Raw genomic sequence first — 16456 nt, forward strand, 5'->3', positions numbered from 1 at the left:
TGAACCAGTTTGCTATCCTGTTTGGCGAGCGCTTCACGCTCGCACGTGGCTAGAAATCTTTAAACCGCCTCGCACACAAAAATGCGGACAGGTTCGAGAAAGCCGCTCACACCGCTAATTCTTAAGTGGGGGCCTCGCGCAGTTGCGGTAGTGGTGCATCTGGAATCTGGGTTCTCGCGCATTCCGCGTTTGTGGCACAGCAGTCATTCTTCCGGCGGCGCTGCGCGCGCCGCGGCGGTTGTTCACGCACCGCCCCTGCTAAGCGGGGTCCTCGCGCAGTTGCGGTCGTGGTGCATCTGGAATCCGTGCTCTCGCACACTCCGCGTTCGTGGCACAGCAGTCACTCTTCCGGCGGCGCTTCGCGCGCCGCGGCGGTCGTTCACGCGCCGCCTCTACTAGTGGGTTCCTTGCGCAGCTTCTGTAGTGGTGCATCTGGAATCTGTGTTCTTGCACACTCCGCGTTCGTGACATAGCGATCATCGGTTGGTCCGCGTGAGACGTACCCTGCGTCAAATCGCGCTGCGGTAATCCCTGATGGGCGAGCGCGCACTCGGCGAATCGGACACCCAAAATCGAGTGCCCGTTCAAGCTTCCGAGGGCAATTCATGATTGCGTCTCTTTTTTCGGCCGTGAGCCAACCTTAGTGCGCTACCACTCCGCGCCGCGATGAAGTCTTGGTGCGAACTCGCTTGCTCGGCATCCGCCCGGTCACAGAGGTATTCTCGCCGGTGTCTGATGCCCCCTGCCCCGCCGTCATCAGAAGCTCCGTTGCGTGACGGGCGGTCAGATGCGTTTGAGGAACACCCTTCGCATCCAGCGCGATGATGCCGTACAACTCCCGGTCCACCTCGACTTCTTGACGATAGTCTTCGCCGGTTTCGATCCAGAGTCCCAGTAGCGTGCGCTGGCGATGTCTCTCGTCGAGCGTGATAGCCGGATTCTGATAAATCGACGTTGCCAGCGTCAATAGCTTTTCCAGTTGAGCTAGTTGCCGCTCAATAAGACGGAAAGCCGATAGCGCAAGTTTCTCGTATTGAATGGCATCAACCGACGGGCGCAAAACCGTTCGAGAACTCTTGGGGGATTTACTCATGTGCGATCTCCAGTTACTGACTTGGATCGCCCGACACTAGCCTGAAAAATTTGGGTGAGCGGGCACATTGGCAGGGTTCACAGACCGGTGCATAGAACCGAAAACCGGCGAGCCGTGAGGCTCCCCCACCAAGGCCCGCCCATTGGAAATAGATACCAAAAGGCAGCCGAGCACTTGCTAATGCAAGTGTGCGGGGTCCTATGCTTAACAGGCTGTGAAACCCGTTTGTCGTGACGTACACGACCAAACGAGTCTAAAACGTATGGCGTCGGGAGTGATCGCCCGCCCAGGCTAAATGGAGCACGGCGGCCTCATTTCCGAAATTTCCCAACGTTCTTGTCAGCGCGCGAAGAACCCCTTGATGCCGAACGGATCAGAGTCACTCATCTGCCTCGACGGTTAGTTGGAGTACCTTGACGGCGCGCGAAGCGCCGCCGGAAGAATGACTGCTGTGTCACGAACGTGGAGTGCGCGAGAACACAGATTCCAGATGAGCCACTACCGTGACTGCGCAAGGAACCCACTTAGCAGAGGCGGTGCCTGAACGACCGCGACGGCGCGCGAAGCGCCGCCGGAAGAATGACTGCTGTGCCACGAACGCGGAGTGCGCGAGAGCACAGATTCCAGATGCACCACTACCGTGACTGCGCGTGGGCCCCGCTTATGAGCTAGCGGGTGAGCCGCTTTCTTTTGCTTACTTTTCTTTGCGGCAGGCAAAGAAAAGTGAGTGCCGCCCCGCACAGGGGCAACGCTAATAGACCACCAAGCCAGCAAGGAAAGGCCAACACCCGCAGAACACAACCAACGCCCCACGCAGGCAAAAAAGTCAAAGCTTCTGCTCCACAGCCAGCATCAAAATCCGCTTCCACTGCCTGGCCTGCCGCTCGCCCGCCATGGGCAAGACCCAGACCTGATGCTTAGGGTCTTTGACGTTCAGAGCGACCTGCGACTGCCCGCTTTGAGCCTGCACTTCAGCCCCAAGCAAATCGGCAAAAATATAAGCCCCGAGCTGATCACCAACCCGAATCTCACAGAGCCGTTTTCCGGCAGCAAGCCGAACAAAACCCCAATCACCCTGCAGCAAATGAGTCCAATCACCGTCGCGAACATTAGCCGCGACATCCCGACGCCGTCGCCACCAGACAGCCACAGCGGCGATAACAATCAAACCCACCAGCACGGCAACGCCAACCGCCACCGCCCACCCCAAAGCAACCTGCAAGGCATAAAACGCTCGCACCGCGCCATAAACCACCGCGCCGAGCGCAAAGAGAACGACAAGAATCGGCATCACTAGCTCACAAGACAAAGAACTTCAGCCTGGCACGAGCAACGCCTCTCCCTCACCGCAAAAACCATGGCAGAAACCGCGCCAGAGGCACCCCCCCTATTGCTGCGGATGCGCCGCCGCCCACTCCTTCACAGCCTTGAGCGTATTCTCAACATGCTTCTCAGGCGACAGACTCGTGTACTCGTAAATAATTTTCCCGTCCGGCGCAATCACATAAGAAACCCGATTCGCCATCGAGGCATGCATCGGCAACCCCGCGTCGTACGCGCCGATCACCTTCGAGTCGGCATCCGCCGCGACCGGGAATTTACTGCGGCATTCGCTCACGGAAAACTTCGTCAATGTATCGATGTTGTCATGCGACACGCCAATCACCGTCGCGCCGTACTTCTTGTACTCATCGACCGCCTCGGCGAACTCATGCGCCTCGATCGTGCAGCCCTTGGTAAAAGCCGCAGGATAGAAATACAGCACGACCGGCCCTTTCTTCAGCTCGTCGGCAAGCGAATAGGTGTACGTCTTGCCACCCAACGAAGCTTCGGCAGTGAAGGCCGGCGCGGCGTCGCCCGGCTTGAGCGTGGCCGAGGCCGTCAGCGAATAGATCGCGAAACCGGCCGACATGACAGCGGCGAGTGCCAGCGGGATGAATCTCTTCTTCATTTGCGGTTCCTCCGAGCGTTGATGCACGCGATTCGTCCAATGAGCCCACCATCGCGTCGCCGGACAGCGGATCGACGGCACGACGACGAACACGGCACGCTATTGGACCACGTACCTGCAAGGTACGCACGATCGCATCGAGGAGATGCAAACGAACGGGAATATAAGCTCGCCGGTTCGACCCGCAACCCGCGACATTGCGGCGATGCACTAATCCAGCCGCGCGAGATCAGGAGCGCGTGAAGCGGAAATCCCGCAGTACCCGCCCCACCACATGGCAACACCCCGCGTGCGCTCAAGCCGCCTCTTCGATATGCGCCCCGAACCAGGCCGCCGCCGACAGATTCAACTCCGCCAGCACGTCCGCGGTCAACATCGCAAACCCCGCAGGCGCATCGACCGCGGCGGCGATCGCCGCCGCGTCGATCCCCTCGCCCGCCGCCTCCGCCAGCCGCAGCAAGACCCCGAGCGGGCCGCTGTGCGACACGATCGCGTCACGAATCTGCGGCGCGAGCCCCAGTTTCTCCAGCACCACCGCCGGCGTGCTGCCCACCACCACATGCACCAGCGAAAAAATCCCGGTCATGAAAGCCGCATCGGCAAAATCTTCGTCATACGGCCGCAGCCACCCCGCCGCCAGCTCCATGAACCGCGAGCGCGTGCCGGCCAGTTGCACCAGCGGATCGGCCCGCCACGGCAGATCGCCACTATCCGCATACAGCAGCAGTTGCGCCCAGCGCGCGATCTGCCGCGTCCCGGTTGCAATAATGGCCTCACGCAACGACGAGATATTCCGCCCCAACCCGAACGCGCTCGAATTGACCAGCCGCATCAATTGCACGACCACGCTGGGGTTGAGCTTCAGCTCCGCTTCGAGCTCGAAAATCCCTGCATCGCGCGACAGCAGCGCCAGCAGGCGCAGCAAGCCCGGTCGTGGCGACCGGTTGCGCGGCGCGGCCAACACCTGCGGCCGCGCGAAGAAATAGCCCTGAAACAGATCGAAACCCAGATCGCGCGCCAGTTCGAAGTCTTCCCGGGTCTCGACCTTCTCGGCAATCAGCGTCTTGCCCTGCGCCCGCAGCATCGACGCCAGCTTCGGCAGCGCGGCCCGCGCGGTCAGCAAAAAGTCGACCTTGACGATATCCGCATACGGCAGCGCGGCGAGCACGTCGTCCGTCAGTTCGACCACATCGTCGAGCGCCACCTGAAACCCGGCCCGGCGCAACTCGCTCAGCCGGCGCGCAAGATGCGCGTCGAATTTCACGGTTTCAAGGATTTCGAGCACGAAGCGATCGGGCGGCATCAGATGGACGATGTCGTTGAACAGCAGCGCGCGGTCGATATTGACGAAGCCGCGATGCAGCCCGAGCGCGGCCTGCACGCCGATCCCGCCGATCGCCCGGGCCACCACCTGGGCGGTCGCCTGGGCGTCGTCGGTCACTTCGGCATAGTTGTGCGCGCCGGCGCGGAACAAAAGCTCGTAGGCACTCAGCGCGCCGTGGCGATCGAGGATTGGCTGGCGGCCGAGGTAGACAAACTGCGCGGCGGACGCCTGTTCGGCGTGGTCGGCGGTTGAGTCAAGCACCTCGAGTCGGGGGATGGCCCTGACAGATTGGCGTTCAGACATGGATCACAGGAGCAAGTATTCAAAAAACGACGCGGCAACAACCTCACAGTCGTACCGCACAACAGGCATGAGTCTTTAACGGACAACCGGCCATCTCACTTTAATGGAATCGACGCCGCGCGACGCCACGGTTCCCTTACCGCGTGTTTTTTTTAGTGGCGGCTAAAGATTTCCCGCCGACGGTCGTTATCTCGTTCTGATGGGGCGGCCTGATAATCTCTCGGCCGTCCGATTCCGGCGGCGAGCACAGCGCCCCGCCTGCAGACGATTACAGGTTGCCAGCGACAAACATGGAAGCGAACAGGATCACCGCGCCCCGCCGGGGCTCCTTGCGCACGGTCATGGACCGGCTTCGTGCGTTCGGCCGGCGTGCGGACGTCAAACCGCAGTCGGCCTCGAGCCGCGCTGCGCAACTGGAACAGGTGGTCGGCGCCGTCGACCTGCTGGCGCACATCGACGACGAGCTCCGCTTCATCTATGTCTCCGATGCCAGCCTGCGCTTCATCGGCTATCACCGCGAGTACCTCGAGACCATCACGCTGCACGATCTGGTGGCAGCGGCCGACGTGCCGCGCCTCGACGCGCTGCTGACGCTCGCGGCGACCACCGGCAACGTCGAGAAAGCCACGCTGGGCCTGATCAAGTCGCTGACCTACCCGATCACCGTCGAACTGCGCGTGGTGCGCAGCAGCCACAACGGCACCGAAGGCTACGCGATCGCCGGCTTCGACGTGTCCGCCTGGCGCGCAACCGAAGAACGTCTGACCCAGGCGCTGCATCTGGACCGCCTGACCAATCTGGCCAATCAGTCGGCGCTGATCCCGGCGCTGCTCGACGCGCAACTGCAAGCGGACGCGCACGGCACGCCGACCGCGCTGCTGCTGCTCGACCTCGACGACTATCAGCGCGTGAACCGCGCGCTCGGCTACGATGCCGGCGACGAAATGCTGCGCGACACCTCGCGCCGTCTGCTGAACATGACGAGCCCCAACGAAACGGTGGCACGCGTGGCCAGCGACGAGTTCGCGATCCTCGTCAAACCCGCCGCCACCCGCACCGACGCGGCAGCCGCCGCCGAGGCGCTGGCGCGGCGCCTGTTGACCGCGATCCAGCAGCCCTATGTCTATAACGGCCAGCAGGTTCATCTGTCCGCAAGCATCGGCATCGCGCTCTATCCCGACGTGCGCCATGCCAACGACAACGCCAGCCACGACACCCATCTGCTGCGTTGGGCCGACCATGCCCTGCTGCAAGCCAAGGCGGCCGGCGGCAACACGCTCGCCTTCTACGTGCCGGACGACAACCCGGCCGACGCCGAACGCCTGAAGCTCGAAGCCGATCTGTACGACGGCGTGCGCAACGGCGAGTTCTCGCTGCACTTCCAGCCGATCACCAGCAGCCGCACGCACGGCGTGGTCGGCGTCGAGGCGCTGATCCGCTGGCTGCATCCGGTGCACGGCCTGGTACCGCCGTCGATGTTCATTCCGCTCGCGGAATCGATCGGCCTGATCAACTTCCTCGGCAACTGGGTGTTGAAAGTCGCCTGCATGCAGTTGATCCAGTGGGACGCCAAGGGAATCTCGCTGCAATACGTGGCGGTCAACGTGTCGCCGCAGCAATTCCGCGACCCGCGTTTCAAGGACTCGGTGCGCGAGGCGATCGAGCTGACCGGCATCGACCCGCGCCGCCTCGTGTTCGAGATCACCGAAAGTCTGTTGATGCACGACCCGGCGCATGCCAAGAGTCTGCTCGAGGAATTGACGGCGATGGGCATCCGTTTTGCGGTGGACGATTTCGGCACGGGCTATTCGAGTCTGGCTTACCTGCAACGATTCCCGCTGGCCAAACTGAAGATCGACAGGAGTTTCGTCGAGAATCTGCTAACCTCCCGGAACGATCAGGCAATCGTTAGCGCGGTCGTCGGGCTGGCGCAGACGCTCGACCTCGAACTGGTTGCCGAGGGCGTCGAAACGGAAGCGCAGCGCGCGCTGCTCACCGAGATGGGCTGCGACCATATTCAGGGGTGGCTCGTCTGCAAGGCGTTGCCCTCCGACGAACTCGCGCAGCGTTTCGAAGCGCGCACGCTTCACTTGCATACCGCGTAGCAATGCAGGTCGATCGCTCAGTTAGCGGATCATGCAGCGGAACAAGCCGGCCTACCAGGGCCGGCGTGGCACTCATTGGAACATGTATGGCTTTGGCGGGACTCACATGGTAAAGGCGGCGGTGCTCGACCGGCTCTGGACGCGAATGAGCGAGCGCGGCGATTTCCCCATGCTGTCGCAATCGCTGCGCACCACCATGGCGGCGATGAACAATGACGACCTCGACTTCACCGGCCTCGTGCAGGTGGTGCTGTCGGATTTCGCGTTGACGCAAAAGGTGCTGCGGCTCGCCAACTCGGCGATGTACATGGCGTTCGGCGGCAACATCACCACGGTGTCGCGCGCGCTGATGGTGCTCGGCATGGACGCGGTCGGCCACCTGGTGGTCGGCCTGAAGATCGTCGATCACTTCCATCACAGCGCGCCGCGCCGCATCGACGCGAAACTCGAACTGAACCGCACGCTGCTGTCGGGCTGCGTCGCGCGCAAGCTGACCGAGCGCGGCGATCTGCGCGCGGGCGAGGAAGCCGTGGTCTGCACGCTGATGCGGCAGATCGGCAAGCTGCTGGTGGTGTTCTACCTCGACGCGGAGTGGGACCAGATTCGCCGTCACGTCGAAGCCGGCACGCTCGAAACCGACGCGTGCGTGCTGGTGCTGGGCGTGACCTTCGACGAAATCGGCGCGGAAGCCGCGGTGCGCTGGCGCCTGCCGGACATGATCCGCTCGGGCATGGGCGAGTTCGATCCGCAAGATACCGAACAGCCGCGCCAGGTGCAGTGGCTGCGCGCCATCACCAATTACTCGACGGCGGTCGCCGGCGTCCTCACCCAGCAGAACATGCCGGATTGGGAACGCGAGCAACGCATCGCCGAACTGGCGCAGGAATACAGCCGCGTCCTGAACACCGACCCCGACGTGCTGCTCGAAATGAGCCTTGCGCTCGCCCGCGAAGAAGGCGGCGACGGTGTGATGGCCGAGATCGTCGAGTTGCGCGCGAACGCGGACGCGATTGCCCGCGAAGCGCTCAGTCCGGAAGATCGCATCGCGGTCGGCGTCGAGGATCTGCGCGGCCTGCCCGACGGCAGCCCGCTCGCCCCGGCGCTCGCTCTGGCGGCCGAAACCGTGCTGGCCGGCCTGGGGTTCGCGCGCACGGTGGTGTTCGTCAAGCACAGCAACGGCACCTTCAAGGCGCGCCTGGGTCTGGGTCCGAAGATCGACGCAGCGCTCCCCAAGCTCAGCTTCAACACCGCGTTCGAACCCGACGTGTTCCATCTCGCGATCGCGAACTCGGTGGGCATCTTCATCGAAAACGCGCGCGATCCGAAAATGGTCGCGCGGCTGCCGGAATGGTTCCGCCGCTCGTTCGACGACGCCCGCGCCTTCGTGTTGCTACCGGTCGTCGACGAAAGCGATCAGACGGTCGCGCTACTCTACGGCGACTGGTCTCACACGCAGGAGCCACGACGAATTTCTCAAAAGGAAATGAGCGTCCTGAATGAATTGGCCAAGGAGTTAGGCCGTTTTTTCGGCCTGGGGCAGATGCGGGAAATGGAGACGATGTGAAAACCTGGCGAGATCGTTGATCGCCACGCTTCACTCTCCTGATTCTGGATTTGCCCGACGCCGCGTTTCAACAGATGTACCAAGGCCGGCATGCAGCGCATGCCGGCCTTGCTGTTTCTGCTTCTCATGATCGAGCGCCGGGGTTCGGCCGACGCTCAGTCCTCGATGCGCTCCAGCCCTTCCGCGCTGCGATCCGCCACACCGGCCCATGCGCCCGCGGCCAGGCCCATCTGCGCGACCTCCTCTACCGTCAACGGCTGCAGACGCTCGCACAGCATGGCGATCTCGTCCCATGCGCCGCGCTCGAGTGCCTCGACCGCGCTCAGCAACAGACCCAACACGCCTTCGCGTTGCAGAATCGCGGATTGAATCGGACGCGACAGCGTCAGCACGTTCAGCGTGCTTTCGAGCGAACCGCCGAACACCGCGTCGACGAACGAAAACACCCCGGTCAGGAAGGCCGCGTCGGCTTCGTCACGGCCGGCTTCCGGCAGACGTTCGATCGCCAGTTCCATGAAGCGCGCGCGGGTCGCCGCGAGTTGCAGCAACGGATCGTCTTCGAGCGCGACCTTGCGGCCGTCGGCGTAGAGCAGTAACTGCGTCCAGCGCGCGATGCGGTCGGTGCCGGTCGCGTTGATCGCGTCGCGCAGCGTGGTCACTTTGTGGCCGACCGCCAGGCCGCTCGAATTCGCCAGCTTCATCAGATGCATTACGAGCACCGGGTTCAGCTTCAACTCGGCTTCGAGTTGCGCGACGGTCGGCTCGCCCGCCAGCAATTGCAGCAGGTTCAGCAACGCGTGGCGCGGTGCGCTGACACGGCGCGTCATCGAGGTCTGCGGACGCGCGAAGAAATAACCCTGGAAACGATCGAAGCCGAGACCATGCGCGGTCTCGAAATCGGCCTGCGCATCGAGGCCGGACGCGATCAACAGCTTGCCCGCCGACTTCAGCACGCTCGACAGTTTCGGCAACAACGCGGCCGGCGCGCGCGCGATGTCGATCTTGACGACTTCCACGTACGGCAGCAGTTTGGCGAACGTTTCGTTGGGCTGCGTCACGTCGTCGAGCACGAAGCGATAGCGGCGGCCATGCAGTTGCACGATGCGCAGAATCAACGCGTCGTCGACCACCATGGACGGCGACAGTTCGAACATGAAGCGCTCGGCCGGCACGCGCAGAATCGCGTCGTCGAGCAGCATCTCGCGGCTTACGTCGACGTAAGCCGGATGCCCCGTGAGCGCGCCGCGCAGATTGCCGTGGATCAAGCCGCGAATCACGGCTCGCCTCACTAACTGCGCGGGGTCGGGCGCGCGGCCTGCCTGCGCGTCGACGTCAGTGCCGGGCGCCGCTTCGGTTACGGTTTCCGCCCCGGCTTGTGCAGCGGCCGCGGTTGCAGCGATTGCGGCAGCCGCGGCGCTCGCGGCGTCCGCCGGCGTATTCGCCGCGTCCGCGCTCACCGGCACTTCCGGCTCGAGCACCTTGATTTCGTAGCCGCACAGCATGCCGTCGCGATTCAGGATCGGCTGACGCGCGAAGCTGGCATTGAGTTGCGCATCGTCCGCAGCGCTGGTGTGGCTCGGATTCTCGATTGCGACGTTGGTCATTCAGGTCTTCCCCCGCTCAGCGCCGCCCGGCGCCGCCTGCTGTATTTTGGTTTTGCCGCATTCAACGCGCACCGTTCAAGGCCCGAAGACCCGCGGCGCCCGCGATGCGCCCGGCGATTTTAGCGCAGCGCGCCATGCCCGGACATGTCAATGAAGCAATATCTCGAAATAATTGGAGAGGCGTCGGAAAGAGCCACGGCGCGGAATCGACGATACTGTGATGCGGTGCAACAGCGTTCCTCCTGCCTTTAACCACCAAGGAAAAATATGGACGTCAAAAGCGTGCTGTCGACTGCCTTCGCGATGCCGATCACGAGCCCGGCATTTCCCATGGGCCCGTATCGTTTCATCAATCGCGAGTTCCTGATCATCACTTACCGCACCGACCCGGACAAACTGCGCGCGGTGGTGCCCGAGCCACTCGAAATCGGCGAGCCGCTGGTGCACTACGAGTTCATCCGCATGCCGGACTCGACCGGCTTCGGCGACTACACGGAAAGCGGTCAGGTGATTCCAGTGTCGTATAACGGCGTCGCGGGCGGCTACACGCTCGCCATGTATCTGGACGACCATCCGCCGATCGCCGGCGGCCGCGAGTTGTGGGGCTTTCCGAAGAAGCTCGCGAGTCCGGTGCTGTCGGTCCACACCGACACGCTCGTCGGCACGCTCGATTACGGCCCGGTGCGAATCGCCACGGGCACGATGGGCTACAAGCATCGGCAACTCGACCTCGCGCAGCAGAAGAAGCGCCTGGAAACGCCGAACTTTCTGCTCAAGGTGATTCCCCATGTGGACGGCACGCCGCGCATTTGCGAGCTGGTGCGCTACTACCTGCAGGACATCGATCTGAAAGGCGCGTGGACCGGTCCGGCCGCGCTCGAACTGGCGCCGCACGCGCTGGCGCCGGTCGCGGAATTGCCGGTGCTGGAGATCGTCGAGGCGCGGCATCTGCTTGCCGACCTGACGCTGGGTCTCGGCGAGGTGGTGTTCGATTATCTCGACCAGCCGAAGGAGAACGTGCGCTAGGTTGCGTGTTGAGTGGCGCGTGAGTTGCCGTTGGGCGATGCCTTTACAGTGATTCGCGGTGATGCAAAGACGCAGTGCCGCCTCATAAGCAAAACGGCAGCTAACGCTGCCGTTTTGCGGTCCATGGGAAGCAGCGTGCTGCTTCGATCGGCGCTTTACTTCAATACGACTTTCACGTCGAAGTACTTCGCGGCCAGACGGTCGATCGTGCCGTCCGCCTTCAGTGCCTTCAGCGCCTGGTTCAGCTCGTCCTTCAACGCCTTGTCACCCTTGCGAATGCCGTAGCCGACGCCCGCGCCGAGCAGCTTCTCGTCGCTCACGGCCGGACCCGCGAAGTCGAAGCCCGCACCCTGCGGCTTCTTCAGGAAGCCCTTGGAAGCCGCTTCCGCGTCCTGGAACGACGCATCCAGACGACCCGACGCCAGGTCGGCATAGATCTGGTCTTGCGTCTGATACGGCACGACGTCGACACCGGCCGGCGCCCAACGCGCCTTCGCGTAGGTTTCCTGGATCGTGCCTTGCAGCACGCCGACGTGCTTACCCTTCAGCGAAGCCGGCGTCGGCAGCAGACCGCTGCCCTTCTTCGCGATCATCTGGTTCGGGATCGTGTAGATCGGATCGGTGAAGTCGATTGCCTGGCGGCGTTGCTCGGTGATCGTCATGTCCGAGTTGATGGCGTCGAACTTACGCGCCTGCAACGCGGGAATCAGGCCGTCGAATGCGTTCTCGACCCACACGCATTTCACCTTCAGCTTCGCGCACACGGCGTTGCCGACATCGATATCGAAACCCTGCAGTTCGCCCGACGGCGACTTCGATTCGAACGGCGCATACGACGCCTCGACGCCGAAGCGCACTTCCTTCAAATCCGCCGCGGATGCGGAGCCAGCCGCCGCCGTTGCCGTCGCGAACAGCGCAAGCGCAGCCATGTTTCGCCAATTCATCTTCATTACGGGTGTTCCTCTACGGTTTTGAACAAGACGGAGCCGAATCCGGGCAAGCATCATTGCCGCGCCAAAAATGCGATTCAAACTCGTGCGGCCGGTGTGGTGCAGCGCAACAGCCGCGAGGCCGGGATTGTACAGGCTTCGTCGGCCGCGCCTGGCGGGCGGCAGCTGGGGCGCGCTTCCGGTGTGGGCGAATCGACGCGCCTCGAACGTGCAAATTTGTGTCGCGATTAGGCAAGGGAACATTCCGGCGAAGCGGAATAGGCGGCGATAGCGCCTCCCGTTTTATGTTTAAGGCACCCGGCAGATACAGCGCCTTAATCCATTGCACCCAAAATTTGCCATTGCCGTTGACGCCCGGAAATTCCATCGATGCAAGATGACCGAAAGAACATCGGCAATACCGTTTGACCAAATCCGCGAATATGCCGATCACATACTTAATTTCCAGAAATTTATGCCACTTCACACTAATGCGGATCGAACATCTGGTCCACCGGTCTGGAGTTTCGTAGAATCGCGCCGAGCGCGGTCGCTCGTTTAGCTAACACGAAGAGGCAGTATGGGAGCGCAGGACATAATCGGGGCAATAACTGGCGGACTTGTCCAGAACGATCGCCTGCTGAAGCTGGATACGACATTGGGAAATAATGTCCTGGTGTCACAGCGAGTCGTCGGCCACTCTCGAATTGGCCGTCACTATGCGTTCACGGTTGATGTCGTGTCTACCTCCGATACGATTGAACTCAAGAAACTGATCGCCCAACCGGTAACGCTTTGGGTCCAGCAGACCGATCGGTCCTATCTGCCCCATCACGGTTACGTGCATACCGCGCGGCGTCTCGGATCGGACAGTGGCTTGACGAGTTATCAGATCGGCTTTGCATCGTGGATGCACTTTCTGCGTTTCCGTAAAGATGCGCGAATCTGGCAGGACAAGCCGGCCGACGAAATCCTGACCGACGTCTTCAACATGCATCCGCAGGCGCAGGGTGCATTTCGCTTTGCCCTGAGCAAGCCGCTGCCCTCGCGTTCGTTCTGCATGCAATACGAGGACGACTGGAATTTCGTTCACCGACTCATGGAAAACGAAGGGCTATTCGGATACTTCGAGCAGGCCAGCGACGGACAGTCCCATACCTTCGTCCTCACAGACAGCCTCGACACATTTCAGCCGCTTTCGCCGCAGAGTGTCGAGTTCTATCGCGCGGGCACGAATAGCGAAGCCGATGCGCTAGTGCAGTGGTCTGGCACGCGAACACTTCAAAGCACGACGCTGACAACCCGCACCTTCGACTACAAGGCACCTGGGTCTCCCTTTAATCCGAAGGGCACCAACATCCCGACACTCCCCACGCAGGGGAATTTACCCCAGCAGGCGGAAGTGTATGAATACACTGGGGCCTATACCTACGACAAACAGGACAGGGGCGATGCGCTGTCAAAAATCCGTATGGAAGAATGGGAGTCGCGGGCAAAACGGTTCTATGGCTCAGGCGGTGTGCGTAATGCCGATGCGGGTCGCTGGTTCGAACTGGACGATCATCCCGGCCATGCGACAGATAGCCAGCAGAACCTCCAGTTTGCGATTATCGAAACGGTCTGGTTCATCGAAAACAATCTGCCGGTGTCCAGTCAGGCTTCCGATTTCCCGCACAGTCTGAAGAACGAACTCGCCGCTGCAAAAGCTAACCATGCTGGCCTGAAAATCACCCACGCGGATGGTAGCGAAGGTTTCTTTTTCGTCGAGATCGAAGCACAACGCAAGGTGGTTGCGTATCGCAGCCCTTTCGAACATCACAAACCAGCCATGCATTTGCAGTCGGCGACCGTTGTCGGCCCTGCGAATGCAGAGGTCTATACCGATCCGCTGAATCGGATCAAGGTTCGCTTCCATTGGGATCGGCTCAATAACGGCGACGAAAAAGCCTCGTGTTGGGTGCGTGTCGCGATGTCGGACACCGGCGGCGGATACGGTGGTGTGCATGTGCCGAGAGTCGGCGAAGAGGTCCTGATTAGCTAGGTGGACGGCGATTGCGATAGACCACTCGTGACAGGCCGTGTTTATAACGGCGCGACGAAACCGCACTGGCATTCCAACGGTCTGCTATCGGGCTACAAGTCAAAGGAATATCAAGGCAGCGGCTACAACCAGATGGTGATGGACGACTCTACTGGTCAGAACCGTGTTCAGCTTTATTCAACGAGTACGAACGCACATTTGCATCTGGGTTACCTGATTGCACAAACCGACAATACTCGCGGGACCTATCTCGGCAGTGGCTTCGACCTGAAATCGGATGCTTACGGCGCGGTGCGTGCAGGCCAAGGCCTGTATGTCACAACCTACCCGGCGACCAGCCAGCCGCTGGACGCACGGCAAACAACGTCGCAGTTAGTGAATTCGGAAAGCGTGCTGGAAGCGATGTCGAATGCCAGCACGACACATCAGGCGGAAAGTCTCAAGGACGGCTACGACTCGCTGAAGTCATACACGGACGCGACGCAGAACAGCGTGTCGGGTTCGTCGTCTGGCGGTAACACAGCGGGCGGTGGAACCGGAAACGCGAATGCGTTCAAGGAGCCGGTCATGCTATTCGGTAGTCCGTCAGGCATTGCATTGTCTACACAGAAATCCGTTCACATCGCGAGCGACGCACAGACCAACCTTGTGAGCGGACAGAGCACGCATATCGCTACTGGTAAATCGCTCATTGCGAGTGTCGCGGAAAAACTCAGCCTGTTCGCGCAAAACGCTGGGATGAAGCTCTTCGCGGCCAAGGGTAAGGTTGAAATACAGGCGCACTCGGACAACATCGAACTGACGGCACAGAAGACAGTGAAGATGCTGTCCGCGACGGAAAAGATTGAGGCGGCGGCGAAACAGGAAATTCTTCTGACATCGGGCGGTGCATACATTCGCATCAAGGATGGCAATATCGAGATTCATGCGCCGGGAAAGATTGATATCAAGGGGAGTCAGCATAGCTTTGCCGGGCCGACTGAGGCCACTTATCCACTTCCGGCACTGCCTTTCGATCACTTGTATGACCAGCCAGTATGGCTTGTAGACGACAGCGGATATGCAATCGTTGATCGACCTATTCGTGTCCATCTAAAAAACGGACAGGTCGTTACTGGGAAGACTGATCACGACGGAGTCGCACAGTTGGCTATTAGCGACCAGGCGGACATTCTCCGTGTGGAGATTCTGAAGAAAATCCGGGGGAAAACGGTATGATCAACGATGGCTTGCAACAACCCGAATTGTTGCCCAGTAGCGACGCGATTTTTCCGGTCTTTGTGCGAAACAACGTGAGCCCTGACTCCGGTGAAACGCAAACGCAATTGTCTGGTGGGCCGCTCGTCTACGAGACCGGATATATATGTAATGTCGCGATTGCAGACGAGATCGTTGACATGATGCGGAAATCGGGCGAAAGCACAGAAGTTCAACAACATCATGACGTGCCCTTGACACCAAAGGCACCTTCGGCGTCATCTACACAGCCGGCTGCAAATAGTCCGCCGGTGCCGAAAAAGAAGAACAAGAATGACACCGCAGATCATCAGCAACTGATCGATAGACTGAACAAACCGCCCCATGTCATTGAATTCCAAGGCGTTATTCTTGATAGAAACGAGCGACTGCAAATCATTGCTGCAATCGCTTTATGCGAGAGCGGCCACGACCCTTTTACCGCCGAAAATCGCGATACGGAGTTCCATGCGCAACCAAGTCCTAGCTTGAGCTATGGCCGTCTGGTGCATATAGGATTGTCATACGGAATCATTCAGTTCACTCAAGACAGCGGAGGTTTAGGAAAGCTTCTGCAAAGAATGGTTCAGAAAGACAGCGCAAAGTTCGCCGAGGTTTTCGGTGACAACTACGCAGAGTTGATAACGCTCACAACCACCGGCGTCGACGTTTCGAATGTTGATTATGCGTCTGGGCAGGCCCATTGGAATTCGATACGTCACGCAAGCGAGGGGACGCATTTGGCTTACCTCGCGGCCCACCACACTCTGCCGGTCAGTAGCGAAATTCGTGGGAGACGGGTTCAGCCTATTGCTGTGAATGTTGGAGGCCTGAAGCAAGACCTGTGGGAAGGCCAATGGGCAGCCCGCTTTGTGGAAGCCGGCAAAGTGGACGCCTTCCAAGAGGCCGAGTTGGAGTTTGCAGTGGAAGGGTATATGAATCCCGCACTCAAATTCTGCAAAGACAAGAACATCCGGTCCGCGCTTGGCATAGCGTTTGTGACAGCATGTGCGATCCGCGGCGCTAAAAAAATGCTCATTACGGCTGCAGCGAAGTGCTGTGGTGTTGCTGTCCCTTTCGTCAGTGGAGAGGATGAGAAACGGGCGGTGGAATATATCGCCCACCTCGACCCGACCCATGACAACACGCTTGCAGGTATTCCTGTCCAACGCGATGAGATTATTCGTGCCAAAACACTCTTAAAGGACGAAACAGGATTTCTTGCTGAAGATCTGTATTACTCAGCCACGTATACATCCGAATACGATCACTAATATTTA

Annotated in this window: 10 protein-coding genes and 1 pseudogene; 5 read left to right on the top strand and 6 right to left on the bottom strand. The window is 60.5% G+C overall.

Annotated features, from left to right (window positions below):
• Positions 1 to 640 precede the first annotated feature (640 nt).
• From BX591_RS33010 to BX591_RS33025, 4 genes are all read right to left on the bottom strand, one after another.
• Positions 641 to 1093: a hypothetical protein gene (locus BX591_RS33010; protein WP_176343149.1), complete on the bottom strand. Its 453-nt coding sequence runs from the start codon at positions 1091 to 1093 to the stop codon at positions 641 to 643.
• Positions 1094 to 1919: 826 nt separating this feature from the next.
• Entirely contained in the window at positions 1920 to 2384 is a 465-nt protein-coding gene (locus BX591_RS33015; protein ID WP_111935512.1) for a hypothetical protein, read from the bottom strand.
• A gap of 96 nt (positions 2385 to 2480) precedes the next feature.
• Positions 2481 to 3044: a peroxiredoxin gene (locus tag BX591_RS33020; protein ID WP_111935513.1), complete on the bottom strand. Its 564-nt coding sequence runs from the start codon at positions 3042 to 3044 to the stop codon at positions 2481 to 2483.
• 295 nt (positions 3045 to 3339) lie between these two features.
• A complete protein-coding gene (locus BX591_RS33025) occupies positions 3340 to 4671 on the bottom strand; it encodes an EAL and HDOD domain-containing protein (protein ID WP_111935514.1) in 1332 nt (443 codons plus the stop codon).
• A 290-nt stretch (positions 4672 to 4961) separates the two neighbouring features.
• On the opposite strand from BX591_RS33025, the gene BX591_RS33030 reads away from it, so the two are divergent.
• Positions 4962 to 6776 carry a putative bifunctional diguanylate cyclase/phosphodiesterase gene (locus tag BX591_RS33030; RefSeq protein ID WP_111935515.1) on the top strand — a complete coding sequence of 605 codons (1815 nt, stop codon included), beginning with the start codon at positions 4962 to 4964 and terminating at the stop codon, positions 6774 to 6776.
• A gap of 106 nt (positions 6777 to 6882) precedes the next feature.
• Complete coding sequence (locus BX591_RS33035) at positions 6883 to 8340, top strand: HDOD domain-containing protein (RefSeq protein ID WP_111935516.1); 1458 nt, start codon at positions 6883 to 6885, stop codon at positions 8338 to 8340.
• 155 nt (positions 8341 to 8495) lie between these two features.
• Here BX591_RS33035 and BX591_RS33040 read toward each other — a convergent pair whose 3' ends face one another.
• A complete protein-coding gene (locus BX591_RS33040; RefSeq protein WP_111935517.1) occupies positions 8496 to 9944 on the bottom strand; it encodes an EAL and HDOD domain-containing protein in 1449 nt (482 codons plus the stop codon).
• A 267-nt stretch (positions 9945 to 10211) separates the two neighbouring features.
• Here BX591_RS33040 and BX591_RS33045 point away from each other — a divergent pair, with 267 nt between their 5' ends.
• On the top strand, positions 10212 to 10970 hold the full coding sequence (locus BX591_RS33045) for an acetoacetate decarboxylase (protein ID WP_111935518.1): 759 nt from the start codon (positions 10212 to 10214) through the stop codon (positions 10968 to 10970).
• A 155-nt stretch (positions 10971 to 11125) separates the two neighbouring features.
• Here BX591_RS33045 and BX591_RS33050 read toward each other — a convergent pair whose 3' ends face one another.
• Positions 11126 to 11920, bottom strand: a complete 795-nt coding sequence (locus tag BX591_RS33050; RefSeq protein WP_035551072.1) for an ABC transporter substrate-binding protein — start codon at positions 11918 to 11920, stop codon at positions 11126 to 11128.
• 559 nt (positions 11921 to 12479) lie between these two features.
• Between BX591_RS33050 and BX591_RS33060 the strand changes: the two are divergent.
• Positions 12480 to 15158: pseudogene (locus tag BX591_RS33060) on the top strand (type VI secretion system Vgr family protein).
• Positions 15155 to 16450: a lysozyme family protein gene (locus BX591_RS33065; protein WP_111935520.1), complete on the top strand. Its 1296-nt coding sequence runs from the start codon at positions 15155 to 15157 to the stop codon at positions 16448 to 16450. The pseudogene BX591_RS33060 and the gene BX591_RS33065 overlap by 4 nt, the downstream one beginning before the upstream one ends.
• Positions 16451 to 16456 lie beyond the last annotated feature (6 nt).

Origin of the sequence: Paraburkholderia bryophila (assembly GCF_003269035.1) — a bacterium.
GTDB classification, from domain to species: Bacteria; Pseudomonadota; Gammaproteobacteria; order Burkholderiales; family Burkholderiaceae; genus Paraburkholderia; species Paraburkholderia bryophila.

What these genes read in the sequence shown, in the direction of transcription:
- BX591_RS33010 (WP_176343149.1), bottom strand. Translation starts at nt 1,093, where the DNA reads ATGAGTAAATCCCCCAAGAGTTCTCGAACGGTTTTGCGCCCGTCGGTT.
- BX591_RS33015 (WP_111935512.1), bottom strand. Translation starts at nt 2,384, where the DNA reads ATGCCGATTCTTGTCGTTCTCTTTGCGCTCGGCGCGGTGGTTTATGGC.
- BX591_RS33020 (WP_111935513.1), bottom strand. Translation starts at nt 3,044, where the DNA reads ATGAAGAAGAGATTCATCCCGCTGGCACTCGCCGCTGTCATGTCGGCC.
- BX591_RS33025 (WP_111935514.1), bottom strand. Translation starts at nt 4,671, where the DNA reads ATGTCTGAACGCCAATCTGTCAGGGCCATCCCCCGACTCGAGGTGCTT.
- BX591_RS33030 (WP_111935515.1), top strand. Translation starts at nt 4,962, where the DNA reads ATGGAAGCGAACAGGATCACCGCGCCCCGCCGGGGCTCCTTGCGCACG.
- BX591_RS33035 (WP_111935516.1), top strand. Translation starts at nt 6,883, where the DNA reads ATGGTAAAGGCGGCGGTGCTCGACCGGCTCTGGACGCGAATGAGCGAG.
- BX591_RS33040 (WP_111935517.1), bottom strand. Translation starts at nt 9,944, where the DNA reads ATGACCAACGTCGCAATCGAGAATCCGAGCCACACCAGCGCTGCGGAC.
- BX591_RS33045 (WP_111935518.1), top strand. Translation starts at nt 10,212, where the DNA reads ATGGACGTCAAAAGCGTGCTGTCGACTGCCTTCGCGATGCCGATCACG.
- BX591_RS33050 (WP_035551072.1), bottom strand. Translation starts at nt 11,920, where the DNA reads ATGAAGATGAATTGGCGAAACATGGCTGCGCTTGCGCTGTTCGCGACG.
- BX591_RS33065 (WP_111935520.1), top strand. Translation starts at nt 15,155, where the DNA reads ATGATCAACGATGGCTTGCAACAACCCGAATTGTTGCCCAGTAGCGAC.